Source organism: Luteimonas rhizosphaerae, assembly GCF_002849595.1.
Taxonomy (GTDB): domain Bacteria; phylum Pseudomonadota; class Gammaproteobacteria; order Xanthomonadales; family Xanthomonadaceae; genus Luteimonas; species Luteimonas cellulosilyticus.
Window position 1 is genome coordinate 158,104 of the sequence record NZ_NRQR01000008.1, and the last position, 21,434, is coordinate 179,537.

Genomic DNA, 21,434 nt, shown 5'->3' on the forward strand with positions numbered 1-21,434 from the left:
CGATCTGCGCGCTGTACTGGGTGGTGAAGCCGTCGCCCTCGTAGAACTGGCCGGCGAAGGCTTCGACGGTGCCGCCTTCGCGGATTTTTTTCAGGCCGAAGTTGATGACGCCGGCGATGGCATCGGAGCCGTATTGCGCGGCCGCGCCGTCGCGCAGGACTTCCACCTGTTCCAGCGCGAGCGAGGGGAACACGGAAAGATCCGGGCCCTGCGCGCCGTCCGACAGGCCGTGGCCGAGGAAGGTGATGACCGCCGCGCGGTGGAAGCGCTTGCCGTTGACCAGCAGCAGCGTGTTGTCGGGCGGCAGGCCGCGCAGGTTGGCGGGCCGCACCAGGCTGGCGGCGTCGTCGATGGGAATGGTGCTGACGTTGAACGAGGGCACCAGCACGCGCAGCTGGTCGAGCGCATCGGTCGCGCCCTGGTTGCGGAATTCCTCGCTGCTGAAGATGTCGATCGGCACGGCGGACGACGACACCGAACGCGGCTGGCTGCGGCTGCCGAGCACCGAGACCGTCTCGAGCGTGGCGGTGCCTTCCGTCTCCGGCGGGTCTTCCTGCGTCGCGGTCTGCGCGAGCGCTGCGCTGCTGCTGATCAGGAGTGCACTGGCGAGTGCCAGTCGAACGGCCGACGCCAATGGCGCCTGCGTGAATCGCGAACGTGATGCCTGATTGCTTTGCATGCCTGTTTCCCTGGAGTTCTTGTTGTTGTTGATGGGTTTCCTGTGGGGCCAACTGGACAAGCCGCATTGCTGCGCCGCAACAATCGTTAACAGGAATTCAGCCTCCGGGCAACAAAAAAATCACAAAAAAGTCACAAGGTGACGAAACTGGGACCAAGGTCGGCAAAGTTTCGAGGGTCGATCCAGGGGGAAGTGACGGGTTGGACCGGCGCCTCAGGTTGCAAGGACGCGGCATCTGGCTTGGCGGGCCGGGGCCGTTTGCGCCGGCCACGCGCGCGAAACACAGGGTCCGGGTGCCGCAGTCGAACTGCGATCGGTCGGGGCGACTGGAATGAGGGCGGTCGCGTTCTGCGCGATGGGGAAGGTCTGAACAGCGCCGCGTGTGGCCGTCATTCCCGCGCAGGCGGGAATCCAGCGTCTTTGGGTTTCAACGGCTTGAAGTCATTGATCCCCGCCTGACCAGCCGTTCGGCTGTCGAGCGCCGCAGGGACAAAGGCAGTGATTCAGACCGTTCCTGGACGCCGTGCACGCGGACGGCGATCGGCAGCGGGACGTCATGCGGTCGGGTTGCGCCGGCCTGGCTTGAGGCAATGCCGGCATGGGGTCATCGGCGCGCCGTGCGTTGCCGGGCGTCGCGCTCTTGGCCTGATCGTCTCCGCATCAGCGTCCCGTGTCGGATGCCATGACGCGGATCCAGACCGCAGGCGAGCGCCACGCTGGCCCGATCCACCAGGCAACGCGGCGCGGCATGACCTATTTCCCGCGCAGATACAGCGCCCAGTAGCCCAGTCCGATCACGGCGCCCCCAATGAGGTTGCCGACGGTCGACCACAGCAGGTTGAGGCCCGCGGTTGCCCACGTCAGACCCGCCGGAATTGCGACGCCGCTGCCCGTCTGCGCGAGCAGGCCCAGCGGCAGCAGCGACATGTTGGCGATCGAATGTTCGAGCCCCAGTGCGACGAACGCGGCGACGGGCGGCACGATCACGGCGACCTTGTCGATGGCGGACGTCGCACCCGCCGCCATCCACACCGCAAGGCAGACCAGCACGTTCGCGAGCACGCCACTGGCGACGAGCGCGCCCGGCGATTTCGCGGTCTTGTCGGCGGCCAGCTCGATCGCGGTCGCGGCGAAGGCACCGTCGCCGGCGAGATGCACGCCGGCGGCGATCGCGAGCAGCACCAGCAGCAGCGCGCCGACCAGATTCGAGATCCATACCAGGCTCCAGGCGCGCAGCACGCGGCCGATGCCCAGGCGCTTCTGCGCGAGCGGCAGCGTCATCAGCACGTTGCCGGTGAAGAGCTCCGCGCCGGCCAGCAGCACCAGGATCAGGCCCAGCGAGAAGCCGATGCCGGTCGCGATCTGCGCCAGTCCGAACGGAAGACCGGCCGCGCCGGCGCCGAGCAGCACGGCGATCAGGCTTCCGAAACCGATGTACGCACCGGCCAGCAGGCCGAGGCCGAGGATCGACGACGTCGGCAGGGCGGCCTTGTCGACACCGCTGTCGGAGATCGCCTGGGCGATGGCGTCCGGAGAGCGCATTGCGGGCGAGGTCTCTGCCATGGGGCGCATCCGTTCGAAGGGGTTCCCAGCTATACGCGGCGTGGGGTGAAGCGCGCGGGCACGGCGCGCTATGCGCGGCGCTCGTCCGAGTGCGACGCCAGCGTCTCGGCGACGTCTGCCCTCGATGAGGGCGACATGCCGCGTGTCTCCCGCCGCATTCACTGTCCCTTGCGCGCCCATCGACGAAGGTAGGGAACGCGACGCGCCACCCGGGCCGCCTCGCGCACCCATCGATTCCGAGACTTCCCATGCATCCACTTCCCGTCGTCGCGGCGCAGCCTGTTCGGCCGCTGCACCCCGTGCACATGCTGCTGGCCAGCAGTGCGTTCCCTCTCTTCCTCGGCGCGCTGATCGCCGACGTCGCCTATGCCCAGACCTACGAGATCCAGTGGACGAACTTCGCGTCCTGGCTGGTCGTGGGTGCACTGGTGTTCGCCGGCATTGCGCTGGTCTGGGCGCTGCTGTCGCTGATCACCCCGACGGCCCGCACGCGCACGCGCTTCCTCTACGTCGGTCTGCTCGCGCTGACCTGCGTGCTCGGCTTCGTCAATTCGCTGGTCCATGCGATGGACGCCTGGCAGAAGATGCCGCAGGCGCTGGTGTGGTCGGTGCTGTGCGTGGTGTCGATCGCCGCGACGCTGTGGTTCGCGATCGGCGGCAGCCTGCGTCGTCGGGAGGTGGTGGCATGAACGTCCTGACGTTGAAGCGCACGACGCCCCGTCTTTTGACGCGCGCCCTGGTGCCTGCCCTGGCGCTGGCACTCGTCGCCTGCGGCGGCACGCCGGACGAGACCTATGTCGGTCCGTCGCCGGAGCTGCCGAAGCCGCAGCGCGGCCTGTTCCCCACGCTGAAGATCTCGCTGCCGGCCGAGTGGGGCGATCAGCGCCCGACGGTGCCCGAGGGCTACGAGATCACCCCGATCGCCGACAACCTGCTGATCCCGCGGCAGATGCTGGTGCTGCCGAACGGCGACATCCTCGTCGCCGAAGGCCGCGGCGGTCGCGCGCCGAAGCTGACGCCGAAGGACATCATCGCCGGCGTCATCAAGGCGCGCGGCAATACCCAGGTCGAGAGCGGCGACCGTCTGACCCTGCTGCGCGATACCGATGGCGATGGCGTCTACGAAGGTCGCTCGGTGTTCGCCGACAACCTCGACGCGCCCTATGGCCTGGCGTATTCGGAAGGCTCGCTCTACGTCGCCACGCAGGATGCGCTGCTGCGCTTCGCCTACACCGACGGCGCGGTCAATGCCGCCGGTGCGCCGGAGGAAGTCACCAAGCTGCCGTCGGCGATCAACCACCACTGGACCAAGGCGCTGACGATCAGTGCCGACGGTCGCTATCTCTACGTCGGCATCGGCTCGGACAGCAACATCACCGAGCGTGGCCTGGCGGTCGAAGAGAACCGCGCGATGATCTGGCAGGTCGAGGCCGCGACCGGTTTCCACCGCGTGTTCGCGACCGGCCTGCGCAATCCGACCGCGCTGGCGATGCAGCCGGGCATGGACCAGTTGTGGGCCGTGGTCAACGAGCGCGACGAGATCGGCGGCGAGCTGGTGCCGGACTACCTCACCAGCGTGCGACCCGGCGGTTTCTACGGCTGGCCCTACAGCTACTGGGGCCAGAACGTCGACGAGCGCGTGCGTCCGCAGAAGCCGGAGAAGGTCGCGTCCGCGATCGCCCCCGACTTCGCACTGGGCGCGCACGTCGCGGCGCTGGGCCTGGCGTTCTCCAGCCCGGCGATGGGCGCGCAGTTCGCCAATGGCGTGTTCGTCGGCCAGCACGGCAGCTGGAACCGCGATCCGCCGGTCGGCTACAAGGTTTCGTTCGTGCCGTTCGCCAATGGACGCCCGTCGGGTGACGCGATCGACTTCGCCACCGGCTTCCTCGGCGAAGACGGGTCGATCCGCGCGGCGCCCTGCTGGTGGCCGACGATCTGGCGAACACCATCTGGCGGATCACGCCCACGGGCGGCGCCCCGGGTGTCCCCGCAACGCCGCCGGCTGCGCCCGAGGCCGCGCCTGCGGCGACAGGGACGCCGCCGCCTGCGGGTTGAGTGCGCGCGTTCGGTTCGCATGACAAAGGGCCCGCAAGGGCCCTTTGTTTTTGGAGTCTCGGCGACGTTCTGCCGACAGCCGATCTTCCGGCGCCGGGAGGACGGGGCGGTCCTGGCGCCGCCTGCGCCACGCGCCTCAACCGGGCGCACGCTCCGGCAGCTTCGCCACCACCTTGATTTCGAAATCGAACCCCGCCAGCCACGTCACGCCGACCACCGTCGCGGTCGGAAACGGCGCCTCGCCCCAGTACTCGGGCACGATCTGCCATGCACGCTCGAAGCGGTTCGCCGGGTCGACGATGAAGAACGTCACATCGACCACGTCGTCGAACGTGCAGCCAGCAGCGGCGAGGACGGCATTGAGGTTCTCGAAGGCGCGGCGCACCTGCTGGTCGAACTCCGGTTCGGGCGAGCCGTCTTCGCGGCTGCCGACCTGGCCGGAGACGAACAGGAAACCATCCGAGCGGACGGCGGGCGAATAGCGGTGCTTGTCGTACAGCGCATGGCGGCCGACGGGGAACACGACGTCACGGGTTGCCATGGAATTCTCCTGTGGGGCCTGGCCCCGGATGCTTGGGATGGCGCCAGTCTGCGGACGCACGTCGTCGGGATAAACACGCCTGTCTGGCCATCACTGTTCGTAGAATCCAAACAATCTTCCGCAGCTGGACCGCCGATGGACCGTTTCGATGCGATGCAGGCGTTTGCGCGCGTGGTGGAGACCGGCAGCTTCACCAAGGCCGCCCAGACACTGCACATGAGCCGGACCACGGTGACGCAGCTGGTGCAGCAGCTGGAGGCGCGCCTGCGCGTGCGGCTGCTCAACCGGACCACGCGCCAGGTCAACGTGACCGCCGACGGCGCGGCGTACTACGAACGCGTCGTGCGTCTGCTGGCCGACGTGGACGATGCCGAGACAAGCCTGTCGGGCGCCGCCGCGACGCCGCGCGGGCGCCTGCGCGTCGACGTGCCCAGTCCCTTCGCGCGGATGATCCTGGCGCCGGCGCTGCCGGATTTCCACGCCCGCTATCCCGACATCCAGCTCGACCTCGGCGTCAGCGACCGGCGCATCGACGTGATCGGCGAGAACGTCGATTGCGTGGTGCGTGGCGGCACGATCACCGACCAGTCGCTGGTCGCGCGGCACGTCGGCGACCTGCAGCTCGGCGTGCACGCGACGCCGGCGTATCTGCAGCGCATGGGCACGCCGGCGCATCCGCGCGAGCTCGAGGCGTCGCATCACCGGATCGTGGGATTCCTGTGGGCGCGCACCGGAAAACCGCTGCCGTACGCGATGCGGCGCGGCGACGAGCGCGTCGAGGCGCAGGGCCGCTACGTGGTCGCGGTCGACGACGGCAGCGCGTACCTCGCCGCGGGATTGGCGGGCATGGGCGTGATGTGGCTGCCCGCGTACATGGCCAGGCCGCACCTGGCGAGCGGCGAGCTGGTGTCGCTGTTCGAGGACTGGCGCATGGACCCGATGCCGATGTCGATCGCGTTTCCGCCGAACCGCCACGTCAGCGCGAAACTGCGGGTGTTCATCGACTGGATCATCGAGCTGATGGCGATCCACGCGCCGGTCGTGCAACGGCCCCCGGTCTAGGCGCTGCGTGGCCCCCGTATGGCCCTGGAGTGGGCCACGCACATCGCGCGCAAGCGCGCGCCTGCCGCGACCTGGTCTGTTCTGGCTTGCGTTTGCGCGTACCCGGGCGTGGCGATGCCGAGTCCAAATGGGTTGTGCCGGACGACCGCAAGGCCCGTGCGATGCGCGTGCAGCAGGCCGTGACGCCATTCGCGCGCGAGCGCCCTCCTACGGGGAGGTGTCTTGTTGCAGGGGCGCGCTTGCGCGCGACCGGGCCCGTCGAGCTCAGACCACCTCGGCCACCGCTTCTCCGTCGCCCTGGTCCGCCGTGTCGTCGGCGCGGCCGCAGGACACGATGGCGATGCCGTCGTCGATCGCGGCCTGCGTGCCGTCGCGGATGCGCTCGACGAGCAGGGCGGGCGGTACGCCGTTGGCGGGACGCAGCGCGGCCCAGTTGTTGCGGCCGTGCTGCTTGACCCAGTACAGCGCGGCGTCCGCGAGTTCGATGGTCTGCTCCCACGGCAGCGCCGCGTCGTCGCCGGGGTTGCGTTCCGCGAAGCCCACCGAGCACGTCAGCGTCAGCGGCGGTTGCCCGGTCACGTCGAACGCGTGCGCCGCGACGAGGGCGCAGATGCGCCTGCCGAGCACGGACACGGACTCCGACGGCATCGGCCGCAGCACCAGCAGGAATTCCTCGCCGCCCCAGCGCACGGCGTAGTCGCTGCTGCGGATCAGGCCGCCGAGCAGGGTGGCGAACTGCTGCAGGACCTCGTCGCCAGCGCGGTGGCCGAGGCGGTCGTTGATCCGCTTGAAGTGGTCGATGTCGACGAGCGCGAAATACAGGGCCTGGTTCGGCGTGTGCGGCTGCAGGGCGTCGCGCTCGTAGAACGCCAGATCCAGCGGCAGCTGGCGCGACACGTAGCGCCGGTTGCGAAGGCCGGTCAGCGCATCGGTCTGGCTGAGTTCCTCGAGCCGGCGGTTGGCCGCGTCGAGCTGGCGGGTGCGCTCGGCGACCAGGGCCTCGAGTTCTTCCTGCTGGATCCGCGTCGCTTCGGCCAGCAGCCGCGCCGAGCGGATCGCGCCCACGCGCTGCACGTGGATGGTTTCCATCAGCATCAGCGGCAGGATCGCGAACAGGTTGAGCAGGCCGAGCAGCAGCACGGCATCGAGCGTGGTCGTGGGCGGCCGGTAGGCCGCGAGTCCCAGGCCCAGCAGCGAGGTCACGACCGCCACCGCGACGAGGGTCGAGGTCGCGGTCCACAGGCGGGTGAAGCGGAACGCGCTCCACACCAGCAGGGCCAGCGGAATGGCGACCATGCCCAGCGGATAATGGCTGGCCTGCGAGCCGACCCAGTACAGGAACCCGTAGGACGCGACGCAGGCCATCAGCCACACCCAGCGCTCGGTTGCCCCGGCATAGGCGGACGTCGGCGGCGCATCGGTCTGCACGCGCATCCGCGATTCCAGCACCAGCAGCAGCGCCGGCGCGATGCAGGCGATGCCGAGGAGATTGCTCAGCGCCCACTTCATGTAGGCGGCCGCCGCGTCGGCGCCGGGCACCATGCCCGCTTTGACGAGACCCAGCGTGCCGACGCCCGCCGACACGACCGCCATCGCCATCGCGCCGCCCAGGATTCCGAACACGCCGGCCGCGCGGTGGGGACTGAAGGTCCGCACGACGCGCAGGAACACCGCACCCGACAGGGCGCCGAGCACGTTGCTCATCACCGAGAACGGCACGAACTCCGGCGGCACCGGCGCGAACGTCGCGTGCGCGATCAGCAGCGCCACCGGCAGGATGAGCACCCAGCGCATGCCGAGGCCCACGACGGCCGCATAGGCGATGCCGGAGGCAGGCCAGAACAGGGTCACCGCCGGCGCGCCGACGACGAAGGACTCGGCGCACCAGATCGCCAGCACGTAGAGCGCGGTCCACACGACCGCGGTGCGCAGGACGGCGAGGGCGCCGGAAGCGGAGGGAAGCAGCAGGGTCGACATCACGGGAGCGCCTGGACGTTGAGCGAGGCGGTCCTGCCAGGCTGTGCAGCATGAGGCCGCAGGCGACGGGCGCTGCGGAAGAAGAGGGGAGGTGGGGTGGCGCATCCGGCCGCGAGGTGCGGGCGGGGTGCCGATGGGCACATCATGCGCCTTGTCGCGTGAGGCGTGTGCAGCGGCGTCGATCGGGCCATGCGGCCGGTGGATCGCAGGCCGGAGTGCGTCCGCGCCGACCCGTCGCCACACCATCCGCGCCGTACCCCGGCCCGGCGGTTTGGGCTGCTCCATCCCACACGGTCCGCTGGCTGCCCCGCGGCGCGCGGGTGCATGATGCAGGACCGTCCGCCGGAACCTGCCGATGGCCCTCGTCGACTCCCGTCAGCATCAGATGTTCCCGGTCCTGGACGCCGCCCAGCTGGCGACCGCGCGCCGCTTCGCCAGCGGGCCGCCACGGACCTGCCGCGCCGGCGAGGTGCTGTTCGACGTCGGCGACCGCGACGCGCCGGTGTGGCTGGTGCTCGAGGGCGCGATCGATGTCGTGCGGCGCGACGGCCTGGGCCACGAGAAGCCGATCACCACGCAGGGCGTGGGCCAGTTCACCGGCGAGGTCAGCCAGCTGGCCGGGCGCGCATCGCTCGCGGCCGGGCGTGCCGCCGCGTCCGGATGCACGGCGGTGCCGATCGATGCGCCGCACTTGCGCGCGCTGGTGGTCGGCGCGGCGGAACTGGGCGAGATCGTGATGCGGGCGCTGATCCTGCGACGGGTCGGCCTGATCGAAGCCGACGCCTCGGGGTCGGTGCTGGTCGGCGATCCGGGCGAGGCCCATCTCACCGCGCTGCAGGGCTTCCTCACCCGCAACGGCTATCCGAACACGCTGATCGATGCGCACGGCGATGCGGAAGGACGCGAGATCGTCGAGCGGCTCGGCATCCAGCCCGGCGACCTGCCGCTGATGATCTGCCCGAACGGACAGGTGCTCAAACGGCCCGGCAATGCCGAGGCCGCCGCGTGTCTGGGCATGACGCCGGAGCTGGATCCCGGGGTGCTGCACGACGTGGCGATCGTCGGCGCCGGCCCGGCCGGGCTCGCCGCTGCCGTCTACGCGGCGTCCGAAGGCCTGTCGGTGCTGGTGCTGGACCAGCGGGCCATCGGCGGCCAGGCCGGCGCCTCGGCGCGGATCGAGAACTACCTCGGCTTTCCGACCGGCATTTCCGGCCAGGCGCTGGCGGGCCGCGCCTACAACCAGGCGCTGAAGTTCGGCGCCGAACTCGCGATTCCGCTGGAAGTGGAAAGGCTCGCCTGCGGCGGTGGCGAGGGCGGGGACTGCGCGGGCGCAGCGCCGCACGTGCTGCATCTGACCTCGGGCGAGGCGGTGCGCGCGCGGACGGTGGTCATCGCATCGGGCGCACGCTACCGGCGGCCGGACATCGAGAACCTCGCCCTGTTCGAAGGCGCCGGCGTGTCGTACTGGGCGTCGCCGGTCGAAGCGCGGCTGTGCGAAGGCGAGGAGGTCGCGTTGATCGGCGGCGGCAACTCGGCCGGGCAGGCGGTCGTGTTCCTCGCGCCGAAAGTGAAGACACTGCATCTCGTCGTGCGCGGCGCCGGCCTGGAGGCTTCGATGTCGCGTTATCTGATCGACCGCATCGCGGCGCTGCCCAACGTGGTGCTGCACACGCGCACCGAACTGGTGACGCTGGAGGGCGATGCGGAGCAGGGCCTGATCGGCGGCACGTATCGCCATCGCGATACCGGCGACACGCATCACTGCGATCTGCGGCACGTGTTCCTGTTCGTCGGCGCGGATCCGAACACCGGCTGGCTGACCGACTGCGTGGCGCTGGATCATGCCGGCTTCGTGACCACCGGCATCGACGGCGCGGCCCCGGGCCGTTCGACGTCGCTGCAGACCGATCGTCCCGGCGTCTACGCGATCGGCGATGTGCGCGCGGGCTCGGTCAAGCGCGTCGCGGCCGCGGTCGGCGAAGGCGCGGCCGTCGTCGCGCAGATCCACCAGTACCTCGCCGCCGCGGACGAACCCGCGCGCGCCGCCACCCCGGAAACGGAGCCCGCCTGATGGCCGACGCCTGCCGTCATCTCGCCACGATCGCGACGGTCGTGCCCAGCGCACGCGGCTGCGAAGAATGCCTCGCGATCGACAGCCCCTGGGTGCATCTGCGCCTGTGCCGCAGCTGCGGCCACGTCGGCTGTTGCGACGATTCGCCGAACCGGCACGCCACCGCGCACCACCACGCGACCGGCCACCCGATCATCGAGGGCTACGATCCGCCCGAGGGCTGGGGCTGGTGCTATGTCGACGAGGTCGAAGTCGATCTGCCGGACCAGACCCCGCAACGCGGACCGATTCCGCGCTACGTGTAGGCCCGTTTGGTGCTCGCCGGGCTGCCGGTAGGCGCGCGCTCGCGCGCAACCGGGACCTGCGCGGAAGCCCATCGCGCGCGAGCGCGCTCCTACAAACGACATCCAGCCTTCGGATACGTCGTACCTCGAATGCGCTCACACGCGACGCGCAGGGAATGCCGGGCGGCGGCACGCCCGCTCGCGCTGATTCACGAGGCGACGCGTGTGAGACGCCCGTCCCCGGAGGAGCGCGCTCGCGCGCGATGGCGTTCCGCGCAACACCCGCTCGCGCGTGATGCCCGCTTACAGACTGCGGATCCACGCGCCCGCATCGTCGACAAGCGCCCGCAAAAAAAAGGCGGGCCCCGCAATGAGGCCCGCCGCGTGTGCACGTCCCGTTCGATCAGGCGATGTCGGGCAGTCCGTCCAGCAGCTTCTCGAGCGTGATCGGGTACTCGCGTACGCGCACGCCGGTGGCGTTGTGGATCGCATTGGCGATCGCGGCCGGCACGCCGCACAGGCCGAGTTCGCCGACGCCCTTGGCCTTCATCGGCGAGCTGTCGGCATCAGTCTCGTCCAGGAACACGACCTCCTGCTCCGGGATGTCGGCATGCACCGGCACCTCGTAGCCCGCGAGATCGTGATTGACGAAGAAGCCCATGGTCTCGTCGACGGCCAGCTCTTCGCTGAGCGCGGCACCCACACCCATTGTCATCGCACCGATCATCTGGCTGCGCGCCTGCTTCGGGTTGAGGATGCGGCCCGCCGCGGCGACCGACAGCATCCGGCGGACGCGGGTCTCGCCGGTGTGCATGTCGACGCCGACTTCGGCGAAGTGCGCGGCGAAGGTTGCGAGTTGCTTCTGCTTGTCGAGATCGCCGAATTCGATCGCGTCCTCGACGACGAGCTGGCCGTCGCCCGCGGCGTCGGCGAGCGACACCGATCTGCCGCTCGCGCTGACCTTGCCGTCGGCGAACTCCGCGGTGGCGGGATCGAGTTCCAGCTTGGTCGCCACGACCTCACGCAGCTTCATGCAGGCCGCATAGACGCCGGCCGTCGCGCTGTTGGCGCCCCATTGGCCGCCGGAACCGGCGGAGACGGGGAAGTCGGAATCGCCGAGTTTCACGTCGATCGCCTCGATGGGCAGGCCCAGCACCTCGGCGGCGGTCTGCGCGATGATCGTGTAGGTGCCGGTGCCGATGTCGGTCATGTCGGTTTCGACCGTGACGCGGCCATCGCCGTGCAGTCGCACGCGCGCACCGGACTTCATCACCGGCGCGCCGCGGAACCCGGCCGCCATGCCCATGCCGACCAGCCAGCGACCGTCGCGCACGCTGCCGCTGGCCTTGCGTTCGTCCCAGCCGAACCGCTCCGCACCCTGGCGCAGGCACTCGACGAACTGGCGCTGCGAGAACGGACGCTCCGGCTTTTCGGGATCGACCTGGGTGTCGTTGCGGATGCGGAACTCGACCGGATCCATGCCGAGTTTCTCGGCCATCTCGTCCATCGCGATTTCCAGCGCCATCATGCCGGGCGTTTCGCCGGGCGCGCGCATCGCGTTGCCTTCGGGCAGGTCCAGCGTGGCCAGACGCATCTTGGTCATGCGGTGTGCGCCGGCGTAGAGCAGGCGGGTCTGCTGCACGGCCACTTCGGGGCCGCCGCCTTCCAGGTCGCCGGACCAGCTCTCGTGACCCATCGCCGTGATCGTGCCGTCGCGGTTCGCGCCGATGCGGATGCGTTGCTCGGTGGCCGGACGATGCGTCGTGTTGTTGGCGATCAGCGGGCGCTGCAGCGCGACCTTGACCGGGCGCTTGGCCGCTTTCGCGCCGAGCGCGGCGAGCACCGCGTCCGAGCGCACGAACAGCTTGCCGCCGAAACCGCCGCCGATGTACGGCGAGACCAGGCGCACCTTGTCCGGTGCGATGCCGAGCGTGCGCGCGACGTCGCCCTTGCCCCAGGCGATCATCTGGTTCGACGTCCAGATCGTGACCTTGTCGCCATCCCACGCGGCCAGCGACGCCATCGGCTCCATCATCGCGTGCGACTGGTCGGGCGTGGTGTACATCTCGTCCAGCGTGACCTCGGCCGACGCGAACGCTGCATCGAAATCGCCGACCGCCGAATCGGCCGGCGTGTCGCCGCCCTCGGGCTTGATCGCATTGGCCTTCTCGCGCTGCAGCGAGAAGCGGCCGCGCTGCCGGGTGTAATCGACGCGCACCAGACCCGCCGCCGCGCGCGCCTGCTCGAAGGTCTCGGCGACGACGAGCGCGATGGCCTGGTGGTAATGCTGGATCTCGGGGCCGCCGAGCAGCTTTGCGGTGTTCATGCGGCCCTTGCCGAGCTCGCCCGCGTTCTGCGCGGTGACCACGGCGAGCACGCCCGGCGCGCGTTCCGCTGCGGACGTGTCGATGGCGGCGATGCGGCCCTTGGCGATGCCGGCGCCGATGACGTGGCCGTAGGCCGCGCGCTCGGTGGCGTCGTGCCATTCGTAGGCATAGGTCGCGGTGCCGGTAACCTTGTGCGGGCCGTCGATGCGGTCGAGCGGCTGGCCGACCACGCGCATGCGGTCGACGGGGTTCTGGCCGGCGGGCGTATCGAACTTCATGACGTGGCCTCCTGGGCTTCGACCAGCGCGGCGGCGATGGTGCGCTCGGCGAGCTTCAGCTTGAAACGGTTGTCGTCGGTCGGCGCGGCGCCTTCGAACAGGCGCGCCGCGACCGCCTTGGCGCCACGCGGCATCTCGGCATCTGCCTCGGCCCGGCGCCAGGGCTCGGGTGCGACACCGCCGACGGCGATGCGGCCGCTGCCATCCGGTTGCACGATGGCCGCAACCGACACCAGCGCGAAGGCATAGGACGCGCGGTCGCGCACCTTGCGGTAGACATGGCGTCCGCCGACGGGCGGCGGCAGCACGACGGCCGTGATCAGTTCACCGGGCTGCAGCACCGTTTCGCGCTGCGGGGTGTTGCCCGGCGCGAGGTAGAACGCGTCGAGCGCAATGCGGCGGGTCTGGCCGTCGGGCGCCACGGTTTCGACGACGGCATCGAGCACGCGCATCGCGACGGCCATGTCGCCCGGATGCGTGGCGATGCACTCGCGACTGCCGCCGATGACGGCGAGCTGGCGGCTGTAGCCGTCCAGCGCGCCGCACCCGCTGCCCGGCAGGCGCTTGTTGCAGGCCTGGGCGGTGTCGTAGAAGTAGGGACAGCGCGTGCGCTGCAGCAGGTTGCCGGCCGTCGTCGCGCGGTTGCGCAGCTGGCCGGACGCGCCCGCGAGCAGGGCGCGCGACAGCACCGGATAGTCGCGGCGCACGCGCTCGTCGGCAGCGAGATCCGTGTTGCGGACCAGTGCACCGATGCGCAGGCCGCCGTCGTCGGTCTTCTCGATCGTGTCGAGCGACAGGCCGTTGACGTCGATCAGATGCGCCGGTGTCTCGATCTCCAGCTTCATCAGATCCAGCAGATTGGTGCCGCCCGCGATGAACTTCGCGCCGGGCGTGCGCGCAGCGGCGGCCGCGGCGGCTGCCGGCGACTCGGCGCGTTCGAATCCGAAGGCCTTCATGCGCGTGCTCCCGACGTGCGCGAGCCGGCCACGTCCTCGATCGCGTCGAGGATGTTGGCGTAGGCGCCGCAGCGGCACAGGTTGCCGCTCATGCGTTCGCGGATTTCCTCGCCGCTCAGCGCGGGCTTCGCGCCGAGATCGGCGGTGACGTGGCTGGGGATGCCGTCGCGGATCTCGCCGAGCACCGCGACTGCAGAGCAGATCTGGCCCGGCGTGCAGTAGCCGCACTGGTAGCCGTCGTGCTTGACGAAGGCCGCCTGCATCGGGTGCAGCTTGTCCGGCGTGCCGAGGCCTTCGATGGTCGTGACCTTCGCGCCGTCCTGCATCACCGCGAGGGTGAGGCAGGTATTGATGCGGCGGCCATCGACGATCGCCGTGCAGGCGCCGCACTGGCCGTGGTCGCAGCCCTTCTTGGTGCCGGTGAGCTGCAGATCCTCGCGCAGCAGATCGAGCAGGGTGGTGCGGGTATCGACCTCGCGCTCGACGCGCTGGCCGTTGACCTCGAGGGTCACGCGCTGGGTCACCGGCGCGCGGGCCGGTGCGGGGGCGGATGCGACGTCGGCGGCCTTCGCCATGCCGGGCATCGCCACGGCACCGGCCGATGCGGCGCCGGCTTTCAACAGTTCCCGTCGGGACAGGGGGGGCATGGGCATTCCTCTTGGCTGGCGGAAAACGCGTGGCTGGCGAAGGTGGTGCGGCCGTTGGGCACAAGCACCGGGCCTGATCATGCGCCCTGATACGTGTCCATCGGGTCAAGGTTGGCGACGTGCGGCCTGGGCAGGGCGCCGGACCAGCGCGTTCCAGCCGATCCGGGGGCGCCGCGCGATCTGTCGATCGCCCGAGACAGCACCGCCGATGCGCGGAAATCCGGCTGCGTCGATGCGCCCGCCCCAGGGAGCCATGCCGGTCGGCAGTTGAGCGTGCGCGCGCCAGCGTCGAGAATCGGGGACCGGTCGCGGGGCGCCGGTGCATCGGCTGCCGGTGTCCGCGGCCCGCGTCATTTCCCGAAGGAGCTCCGCAATGCCCATCGCGCCGCGTCGTGCCACGACGCGCTCGCTGCTCGCCCTGTCGCTGGCCGTCGCCATCGGCGCCGCGTCGCCCGTCCTGGCCCAGGACGCGCCGGCCGCCACCATCGCGCCGCCTGCGAACGCCGCGGAATCCGCGCTGCGCACCCTCTATACCGACGAGTGGGAATGGCGCCAGGCCGAATTCGACCGGGTCAAGGTCGACGGCCGCTGGCAGGCCGGCGACAGCATGCCCTCGGTGACGCCCGAGGCGATGGACCGGCGCGCCGCGTATGCGCGGAAGACGCTCGAGGCGCTGGACGCGATCGACACGGCGCAGCTGGGCCGCGAGGAACGCATCAACGCGGCCGTGTTCCGCGCCTCGCTGGAGAGCCGGATCAACGACGCGCAGTGGCGGACCTACGAGGCGCCCTTCAACAGCGACAGCTTCTTCTGGGGCGGCATCAATCCGAGCCGGCCGTTCCAGACCGAGGCCGACTGGCGCCGCTTCATCGCGCGTCTCGGCGACGTGCCGCGCTACTTCGACGAGCAGATCGCCAACATGGAGCGCGGCCTGGCGCGTGGCTGGAGCGTGCCGCGGGCGACGCTGGAAGGTCGCGACGCGACCCTGGTGCCCTACGTCGGCACGGGCGAGGACAACCCGCTGCTGGCGACGTTCGACACCATCCCCACGACGATCCCCGACGCCGTGCGCACGCAACTGCGCGACGAGGGACGCCGCGTGGTGCTGGAGCGCGCGGTGCCGGCCTACAACAAACTGCTGACCTTCCTGCGCACCGAGTACCTGCCGCGCACGCGGACCAGCATCGCCGCCCGCGATCTGCCCGAAGGCCGCGCGTTCTACCAGTCGCAGATCCGCGAATACGTGACCCGCGACATGACCGCGCGCGAGGTCCACGACATCGGCCTCGCCAACGTGGCGCGCATCACCGCGGAAATGGAGCAGGTCAAGACGCGCGCCGGGTTCGACGGCACGCTGGCCGAGTTCATCGAATTCCTGCGCACCGACCCGCAGTTCTACGCGAAGACCCCGCACGAACTGCTGTCGCACGCGGCCTGGATCGCCAAGAAGATCGACGGGCAGCTGCAGTACGTGGTCACCACGCTGCCGCGGTACCGCTTCACGATCCTGCCGGTCGCCGACGACATCGCGCCGATCTACACCTCGGGCCGCGGCGGGCTGGACGCGTGCTGGTTCAACACCTACGACCTCCCGTCGCGGCCGCTGTACAACCTGCCGTCGCTGGTCGCGCACGAGTGCGCGCCGGGCCACAGCTTCCAGGCCGCGCTGGCACTCGAAGCGCCGGCGCGCCCCGACTTCCGCCAGCAGACCTATTTTTCGGGCTACGGCGAAGGCTGGGGCCTGTACACCGAGTGGCTCGGCACGCGGATGGGCCTGTACGAGACGCCGTACGAGGATTTCGGCCGGCTGACCTTCGAGATGTGGCGCGCGGCGCGACTGGTCATCGATACGGGCCTGCACGAATACGGCTGGACGCGCGACCAGGCGATCGACTACCTGGCCAGCCACACCGCCCTGGCGCGCCACGACGTGGTGACCGAAGTCGACCGCTACATCTCTTGGCCCGGCCAGGCGCTGTCGTACTACATCGGCTACCGCACGATGCGCGACCTGCGCGCCGAAGCGGAACGCGAACTCGGCGACCGCTTCGACCAGCGGCCGTTCCACGACACCATCCTCAATCTGGGCTCGGTGCCGCTGCCGGTGCTGGAGTCGGAAGTGCGCGCCTTCATCGCCGCCGAAAAGGCCAAGCCCGCCACGGAGGGCTGAGCCGCGCCGGGCCGGACTGCGCGGGACGTCGCGCGCCGGCCCCGGCCTTCATCCCGCGCGCAGGGTCTTCTCCATCCGCGCGTGGTCCTTGCGGTAACGCGCCGCCAGTCGCTGCTTCTCGGCGTCGCCGAGCAGCTTGCCCGAGACCTGGAAGAACTTGCGTTCTTCCTCGCGCAGGTGGTGATGGACCTTCTCCGAGAGCTTCTTCGCGGTCGCCATCCAGCCGCGGCCGTTGTGGTCGGTGGTCTGCAGGGCCTCGACCAGTTCGTCCATCTCGTGGTGTTCGTGCAAGGCATGACGCGACGCATCGAGTCCGGCGTCGTGCATCAGGATCGGCGCGTAGAGGAACCGTTCTTCGGCGGCGGCGTGCGCGGCGAGTTCGATGCGCAGCTCGGTGAACAGGTCGATCCGGCGCTCGCTGTGGGCGGGCGCGCGCAGGAGCTTGCGGCACAGCGAGCGCTGGCGTTCATGGCTTTCGCGCAGGGCGTCGTAGATGGTCTCGGGCATGGCGGCTTCCGTTGGCGGTTGGCTGGACGGGACCGCGGCACGCTAAGCGGGGCCGGGTGCAGACGGCGTATGGACGCCGCGCGCGGGACACCGTGACCCGCGACCGCAGTTGAGCGGCGCCGCGCTTGCACCGAGAATCGCGCATCGGCCGCGCACGTCGCGGACTTCTCTCCCCCCGAGGACGTGACATGCAGGATCTCCGCGTTTCCATCGTCCAGGGCGCGACGCGCTGGCACGATCCCGCCGGCAACCGCGCGTATTACGCGGAGCTGATCGCACCACTGCACGGCACGACCGATCTTGTCGTCCTGCCCGAGACCTTTACCAGCGGCTTCAGCAACGACGCCATCGACCGCGCGGAAGACATGGACGGGCCGACGGTCGCCTGGATCCGCGAGCAGGCCCGGGCGCTGGACGCGGCCGTGACCGGCAGCGTCCAGCTGAAGACCGGGGCGGGCGTGTTCAACCGCATGCTGTGGGCGACGCCGGACGGCGGCCTGCAGCATTACGACAAGCGCCATCTGTTCCGTTACGCGAACGAGCACAAGCGCTATGCCGCCGGGCGCGAGCGCCTGACGGTGGACTGGCGCGGCTGGCGGATCAATCCGCAAGTCTGTTACGACCTGCGCTTCCCGGTGTTCTGCCGCAACCGCTACGACGTCGAGCGGCCCGGGGCGCTGGATTTCGACCTGCAGCTGTTCGTCGCGAACTGGCCGGCGGCGCGGGCGTATGCGTGGAAGACGCTGCTGCGCGCGCGCGCGATCGAGAACCTCAGCTACGTCGTCGGCGTGAACCGCGTCGGCACCGACGGCAACGGCCTGGGCTACGCCGGCGACAGCGCCGCGATCGATTTCCTCGGACAGCCGGTCAGCGAGTGCCGGGACGCGGAAGTCGTGTCGACGACGACGTTGCAGGCGGGCCTGCTGGCCGAGCACCGCGCCGCGTTCCCGGCGATGCTGGATGCGGACCGCTTCGAGATCCGCTGACGCGGGACCGGTCGCCGCAGACGGGGTGCCATGGGCCTGGAGGGACGCGTTCCGGCAGGCGCAGTCCGCTCGAGCGCGCTGCAGGTGCGCGATGACGTTGCAGGCGCACGCTCGCGCGATCGCTGTTTCGAACCAGGCGCGCGCCTGCCGCGCGCCACACCCGCCGGCGGGCTCAGCCCGCGTCCTGCTCCGGCTGCCGCCGCTCCCGGCCGCGGCCCATCGCATGCGCGCCGAGCAGCAGCATGCGGATCATGTGCGAGAGCTCGTCGACCAGCGCGGCGTCGCGCTCCGGCGGCTGGTCCAGGGCGGTGCCGCCGGCCGCGAACACCAAGCGCGTGATCGCGCGCGCGACCAGGCCGGGTTCGTGGAAAGCGATGCCCTGCGCCGCGGCAATGCGCACCAGGTCGGCGCGCAATTCCTCTTCGAAGAACAGCAACTGGCGGTCGACGGCGCGCTTGAAGGCGTCCGAACCGACCGTCCCCTCGCGCAGCAGCACGTGCAGCAGCTTGTCGTCGGCGCGGAGACGTTGCATGAAGGCCTCGAGCGAGCCGCGCACGATGCTGCGGCCCGACACCGCGCGACGGCGGGCGTCGCCGATGATGCCGCGCAGCGATTCACCGGCGACGTCGATCAGGGCGACGGCCAGCTCGTCCATGTCGTGGAACTGCCGGTAGAAGCTGTTCGGGGCTATCCCGGCCTCGCGGGCCACCTCGCGCAGGCTCAGCGTGGAGACGCTGCGGTGCGGGCCGATCAGGCGCAGGGCGGCGGTGATGATGTCCTGGCGCACGATCGCCGGCTTGCGACCAGGGCCGTCCGGCGTGGCGATCTCGTCGCTGGTGGTCGCGGAACTGCGAAGGGACAAGAGCTGGCGCCGGTGCGTCGGTGGGCCAGCATACCAGCGTGGTCCCTTCGACCCGTTTCCGCGATGCCTCTCCCAAGCCGTTCCGGCCTACCGTTCCGCGTGGCTGCGCGGGCGCGCCTGAACGCCGCGCCTGCTGCACTGCGGAATTACTGCACACGTGTATACACAGCCGTGCGGATGTCTGTACAGTCGTCTCCCATGTCAGCCGTCACGCCAATCTCCGCACGTCCGCGCAGTCGTCTGCGCCGGCTTGCCACGCCATTCGTTGCCCCGCCGGTGTTCGACTTCTGGGCCCAGCGCCTGCATCCCACGTGGACCTGGGAGCGGCCGCTCGCCCGCATCGTCGGTCACGCACCGGCCGCGGCCGGCGCCGTCACGCTGACCCTGAAGCCGAACCGGCACTGGGCCGGCGCGCTGCCGGGCCAGCACGTGAATCTGGGCGCCGACATCGATGGTATCCGCGTGACCCGCAGCTACAGCCTGGATGCGCCTGTGGGCGCGGACGGCCGGTTCACGGTCACGATCAAGGCTGTCGACGGGGGCCGCATGAGCCGGCATCTGCTGGATCGTGCCCGGGTCGGCGACGTGCTCGACATCGGCGCCGGCTTCGGCGAGTTGCTGGTGCCCGCGCAGGCCACCGAGGCGCGGCTGTTCCTGGCCGGCGGCAGCGGCATCACGCCGTTGATGGCGCTGGTGCGGCAGCTGGCCGCGCAGGGCGTGCCGGCCCCGGTGACCCTGCTGTACTGGGCGCGCACCCGCGCCGAATTCTGTTTTGCCGACGAGCTGCGCCAGCTGGCGTCGCGCCACGCGAATTTGGTCGTGCGCTTCGTGCTGACCGGCGACGAGCCGGTCGCGGCGGATGAAGCTGCCGGTCGCATCGACACGGCGCTGCTCGACGCGCTGGTGCCGGATCTGGCCGGGCGTCATGTCTACGCATGCGGCCCGGGCGGCTTCATCTCCAATGTGGAAGCTGTGGTGGCCGACCGCGCGCCGCTGCTGCGGACCGAGGCCTTCACGCCGCCGCCCCGGCCGCCCGCCGACGACACCGGCACGGTGTCGGTGACGCTGGCACGCAGTGGCCGCGCGCTGCAGTTGCCGCGTGGCGTCGCCCTGCTGCCGGCGCTCGAGGCGGAAGGCGTGAAGCCGCGCTACGGCTGCCGCATGGGCATCTGCAACACCTGCGCCTGCGGCAAGGCCGGCGGCACCGCGCGCGATCTGCGTACCGGCGCCGTCAACGGCGAACCCACCCAGGCACTGAAGCTGTGCGTCAGCAGCGCAGTGACCGATCTCGTTCTCGATCTCTGATGTCCGGAGTCACCATGACCAACGCCGCAACCGCCGCCCGCCGCATGGGCCCCCAGGAACTCGAAGCCTTCGGTGCCGAACTCGATGCGCTGCACACGCGCACGATGGCGCAGGTGGGCAAGGTCGATGCCGACTACATCCGCAACGTGGTGCGCTGGATGCGCTACATCGGCTTCGGTGGCCGCGCGCTGCTGATGGTCGGCGCGGTCGGCGGTGCGTTCGTGCCGTGGCTGCTGTGGCCGGCCTGCATCCTGGGCGCGCTGATGCTGGGCCTGGCGAAGATCCTGGAGAACATGGAGATCGGCCACAACGTGATCCACGGCCAGTACGACTTCATGGGCGACCCGCAGTTCAACAGCCACACCTACGAGTGGGACATCGTGGCGACGTCGGACAACTGGCGCCATTCGCACAACTTCCGCCACCACACCTACACCAACGTGCGCGGCATGGACGACGACATCGGCTACGGCCTGCTGCGCATCTTCCCCGAGCAGCGCTGGCGCCCGTTCTACCTGATGCAGCCCTTCATCGCCGTGGTGTTCGCGTTGTACTTCCAGTGGGGCGTGGCGATCCAGGAACTGAAGCTGGGCCGTTTCTTCGCCGGCAAGATGCCCAAGGGCAAGATGCGCCGCGACTTCGCGCCGGTGGGCCGCAAGATGGGCCGCCAGCTACTGAAGGACTACGTGCTGTTCCCCGCGCTGGCCGGTCCGTTCTTCCTGCCGGTGCTGCTGGGCAACCTGGTCGCCAACGGCATCCGCAACGTGTGGACGTACGTGGTGATCTTCTGCGGGCATTTCACCGCCGACGCCGAGACTTTCCCGAAGGAATCGATCCGCAACGAATCGCGTGGCCACTGGTACATGCGCCAGCTGCGCGGTTCGTCGAACATCGGCGGTGGCCGTCTGATGAACCTGCTGACGGGCAACCTGAGCCACCAGATCGAGCATCACTTCTTCCCGGACGTGCCGGCGCATCGCTACGGCAAGCTGTCGCACGAAGTCCGCGAGATCTGCACGCGCTACGGCCAGCCGTACAACACCGGTTCGCTGCCGCGGCAGTTCGGCGAGGTGATGTGGCGGATCGTGCGGCATGCGTTCCCCAGCCGCCCGCGCCGGCTGCGTGCCACGGGGCAGTTGCAGGAAGCCTGATCACGGGGACCTG

17 protein-coding genes and 2 pseudogenes are annotated in these 21,434 nt (G+C 70.1%); 10 read left to right on the forward strand and 9 right to left on the reverse strand.

Features of this window, described 5'->3' with window-relative positions:
- Positions 1-166: 166 nt before the first annotated feature.
- Positions 167-505, reverse strand: a pseudogene (locus tag CJ022_RS17410) (TonB-dependent receptor plug domain-containing protein); the annotation flags it as partial.
- On the opposite strand from CJ022_RS17410, the gene CJ022_RS17415 reads away from it, so the two are divergent.
- Positions 447-668, forward strand: a complete 222-nt coding sequence (locus CJ022_RS17415; protein ID WP_233198604.1) for a hypothetical protein — start codon at positions 447-449, stop codon at positions 666-668. The pseudogene CJ022_RS17410 and the gene CJ022_RS17415 overlap by 59 nt on opposite strands.
- A 764-nt stretch (positions 669-1,432) precedes the next feature.
- Here CJ022_RS17415 and CJ022_RS04190 read toward each other — a convergent pair.
- On the reverse strand, positions 1,433-2,242 hold the full coding sequence (locus tag CJ022_RS04190) for a formate/nitrite transporter family protein (RefSeq protein WP_199171431.1): 810 nt from the start codon (positions 2,240-2,242) through the stop codon (positions 1,433-1,435).
- A gap of 248 nt (positions 2,243-2,490) precedes the next feature.
- On the opposite strand from CJ022_RS04190, the gene CJ022_RS04195 reads away from it, so the two are divergent.
- Entirely contained in the window at positions 2,491-2,931 is a 441-nt protein-coding gene (locus CJ022_RS04195) for a DUF2231 domain-containing protein (RefSeq protein WP_101925420.1), read from the forward strand.
- Between the two features lie 11 nt (positions 2,932-2,942).
- A pseudogene (locus CJ022_RS04200) lies at positions 2,943-4,297 on the forward strand (PQQ-dependent sugar dehydrogenase).
- A 136-nt stretch (positions 4,298-4,433) separates the two neighbouring features.
- Here CJ022_RS04200 and CJ022_RS04205 read toward each other — a convergent pair.
- Complete coding sequence (locus tag CJ022_RS04205) at positions 4,434-4,838, reverse strand: RidA family protein (RefSeq protein WP_101925490.1); 405 nt, start codon at positions 4,836-4,838, stop codon at positions 4,434-4,436.
- 135 nt (positions 4,839-4,973) lie between these two features.
- Here CJ022_RS04205 and CJ022_RS04210 point away from each other — a divergent pair, with 135 nt between their 5' ends.
- Positions 4,974-5,900, forward strand: a complete 927-nt coding sequence (locus tag CJ022_RS04210; RefSeq protein ID WP_158238343.1) for a LysR family transcriptional regulator — start codon at positions 4,974-4,976, stop codon at positions 5,898-5,900.
- A gap of 264 nt (positions 5,901-6,164) precedes the next feature.
- Here the strand turns inward: CJ022_RS04210 and CJ022_RS04215 are convergent, their stop codons facing one another.
- Positions 6,165-7,877, reverse strand: a complete 1,713-nt coding sequence (locus CJ022_RS04215; RefSeq protein WP_158238344.1) for a sensor domain-containing diguanylate cyclase — start codon at positions 7,875-7,877, stop codon at positions 6,165-6,167.
- Between the two features lie 355 nt (positions 7,878-8,232).
- On the opposite strand from CJ022_RS04215, the gene CJ022_RS04220 reads away from it, so the two are divergent.
- On the forward strand, positions 8,233-9,948 hold the full coding sequence (locus CJ022_RS04220; protein ID WP_101925423.1) for an FAD-dependent oxidoreductase: 1,716 nt from the start codon (positions 8,233-8,235) through the stop codon (positions 9,946-9,948).
- The gene (locus CJ022_RS04225; RefSeq protein WP_101925424.1) at positions 9,948-10,253 is read left to right on the forward strand and encodes a UBP-type zinc finger domain-containing protein; all 306 of its coding nucleotides are present in this window, start codon (positions 9,948-9,950) and stop codon (positions 10,251-10,253) included. The genes CJ022_RS04220 and CJ022_RS04225 overlap by 1 nt, the downstream gene beginning before the upstream one ends.
- Positions 10,254-10,635: 382 nt before the next feature.
- On the opposite strand, the gene paoC is transcribed toward CJ022_RS04225, so the two are convergent.
- The 3 genes from paoC to paoA are packed head-to-tail and all read right to left on the reverse strand — an operon-like array spanning position 10,636 to position 14,440.
- Entirely contained in the window at positions 10,636-12,837 is a 2,202-nt protein-coding gene (paoC, locus tag CJ022_RS04230) for an aldehyde oxidoreductase molybdenum-binding subunit PaoC (protein WP_101925425.1), read from the reverse strand.
- Positions 12,834-13,793, reverse strand: a complete 960-nt coding sequence (locus CJ022_RS04235) for an FAD binding domain-containing protein (protein WP_101925426.1) — start codon at positions 13,791-13,793, stop codon at positions 12,834-12,836. Before CJ022_RS04235 ends, paoC begins: the two co-directional genes overlap by 4 nt.
- Positions 13,790-14,440, reverse strand: coding sequence for an aldehyde dehydrogenase iron-sulfur subunit PaoA (gene paoA / locus CJ022_RS04240; protein WP_233198595.1), 651 nt, complete (start codon positions 14,438-14,440; stop codon positions 13,790-13,792). The genes CJ022_RS04235 and paoA overlap by 4 nt, the downstream gene beginning before the upstream one ends.
- 373 nt (positions 14,441-14,813) lie before the next feature.
- On the opposite strand from paoA, the gene CJ022_RS04245 reads away from it, so the two are divergent.
- The gene (locus tag CJ022_RS04245) at positions 14,814-16,610 is read left to right on the forward strand and encodes a DUF885 domain-containing protein (protein ID WP_101925428.1); all 1,797 of its coding nucleotides are present in this window, start codon (positions 14,814-14,816) and stop codon (positions 16,608-16,610) included.
- A gap of 48 nt (positions 16,611-16,658) precedes the next feature.
- Here CJ022_RS04245 and CJ022_RS04250 read toward each other — a convergent pair whose 3' ends face one another.
- A complete protein-coding gene (locus CJ022_RS04250) occupies positions 16,659-17,117 on the reverse strand; it encodes a hemerythrin domain-containing protein (RefSeq protein WP_101925429.1) in 459 nt (152 codons plus the stop codon).
- 188 nt (positions 17,118-17,305) lie between these two features.
- Between CJ022_RS04250 and CJ022_RS04255 the strand changes: the two genes are divergently transcribed.
- Positions 17,306-18,103, forward strand: coding sequence for an amidohydrolase (locus CJ022_RS04255; RefSeq protein WP_101925430.1), 798 nt, complete (start codon positions 17,306-17,308; stop codon positions 18,101-18,103).
- 172 nt (positions 18,104-18,275) lie between these two features.
- Here CJ022_RS04255 and fabR read toward each other — a convergent pair whose 3' ends face one another.
- On the reverse strand, positions 18,276-18,929 hold the full coding sequence (fabR, locus tag CJ022_RS04260; RefSeq protein ID WP_101925491.1) for an HTH-type transcriptional repressor FabR: 654 nt from the start codon (positions 18,927-18,929) through the stop codon (positions 18,276-18,278).
- A 312-nt stretch (positions 18,930-19,241) separates the two neighbouring features.
- Between fabR and CJ022_RS04265 the strand changes: the two genes are divergently transcribed.
- Positions 19,242-20,270 (forward strand): ferredoxin reductase, encoded by a 1,029-nt coding sequence (locus CJ022_RS04265; RefSeq protein WP_233198596.1) that lies wholly within the window; start codon positions 19,242-19,244, stop codon positions 20,268-20,270.
- Between the two features lie 14 nt (positions 20,271-20,284).
- The gene (locus tag CJ022_RS04270) at positions 20,285-21,421 is read left to right on the forward strand and encodes a fatty acid desaturase family protein (protein ID WP_199171432.1); all 1,137 of its coding nucleotides are present in this window, start codon (positions 20,285-20,287) and stop codon (positions 21,419-21,421) included.
- Positions 21,422-21,434: the final 13 nt, after the last annotated feature.

Coding starts and splice junctions, on each gene's coding strand:
- CJ022_RS17415 (WP_233198604.1), top strand. CDS start 447: ATGTCGATCGGCACGGCGGACGACGACACCGAACGCGGCTGGCTGCGG.
- CJ022_RS04190 (WP_199171431.1), bottom strand. CDS start 2,242: ATGGCAGAGACCTCGCCCGCAATGCGCTCTCCGGACGCCATCGCCCAG.
- CJ022_RS04195 (WP_101925420.1), top strand. CDS start 2,491: ATGCATCCACTTCCCGTCGTCGCGGCGCAGCCTGTTCGGCCGCTGCAC.
- CJ022_RS04205 (WP_101925490.1), bottom strand. CDS start 4,838: ATGGCAACCCGTGACGTCGTGTTCCCCGTCGGCCGCCATGCGCTGTAC.
- CJ022_RS04210 (WP_158238343.1), top strand. CDS start 4,974: ATGGACCGTTTCGATGCGATGCAGGCGTTTGCGCGCGTGGTGGAGACC.
- CJ022_RS04215 (WP_158238344.1), bottom strand. CDS start 7,877: ATGTCGACCCTGCTGCTTCCCTCCGCTTCCGGCGCCCTCGCCGTCCTG.
- CJ022_RS04220 (WP_101925423.1), top strand. CDS start 8,233: ATGGCCCTCGTCGACTCCCGTCAGCATCAGATGTTCCCGGTCCTGGAC.
- CJ022_RS04225 (WP_101925424.1), top strand. CDS start 9,948: ATGGCCGACGCCTGCCGTCATCTCGCCACGATCGCGACGGTCGTGCCC.
- paoC (WP_101925425.1), bottom strand. CDS start 12,837: ATGAAGTTCGATACGCCCGCCGGCCAGAACCCCGTCGACCGCATGCGC.
- CJ022_RS04235 (WP_101925426.1), bottom strand. CDS start 13,793: ATGAAGGCCTTCGGATTCGAACGCGCCGAGTCGCCGGCAGCCGCCGCG.
- paoA (WP_233198595.1), bottom strand. CDS start 14,440: ATGCCCCCCCTGTCCCGACGGGAACTGTTGAAAGCCGGCGCCGCATCG.
- CJ022_RS04245 (WP_101925428.1), top strand. CDS start 14,814: ATGCCCATCGCGCCGCGTCGTGCCACGACGCGCTCGCTGCTCGCCCTG.
- CJ022_RS04250 (WP_101925429.1), bottom strand. CDS start 17,117: ATGCCCGAGACCATCTACGACGCCCTGCGCGAAAGCCATGAACGCCAG.
- CJ022_RS04255 (WP_101925430.1), top strand. CDS start 17,306: ATGCAGGATCTCCGCGTTTCCATCGTCCAGGGCGCGACGCGCTGGCAC.
- CJ022_RS04270 (WP_199171432.1), top strand. CDS start 20,285: ATGACCAACGCCGCAACCGCCGCCCGCCGCATGGGCCCCCAGGAACTC.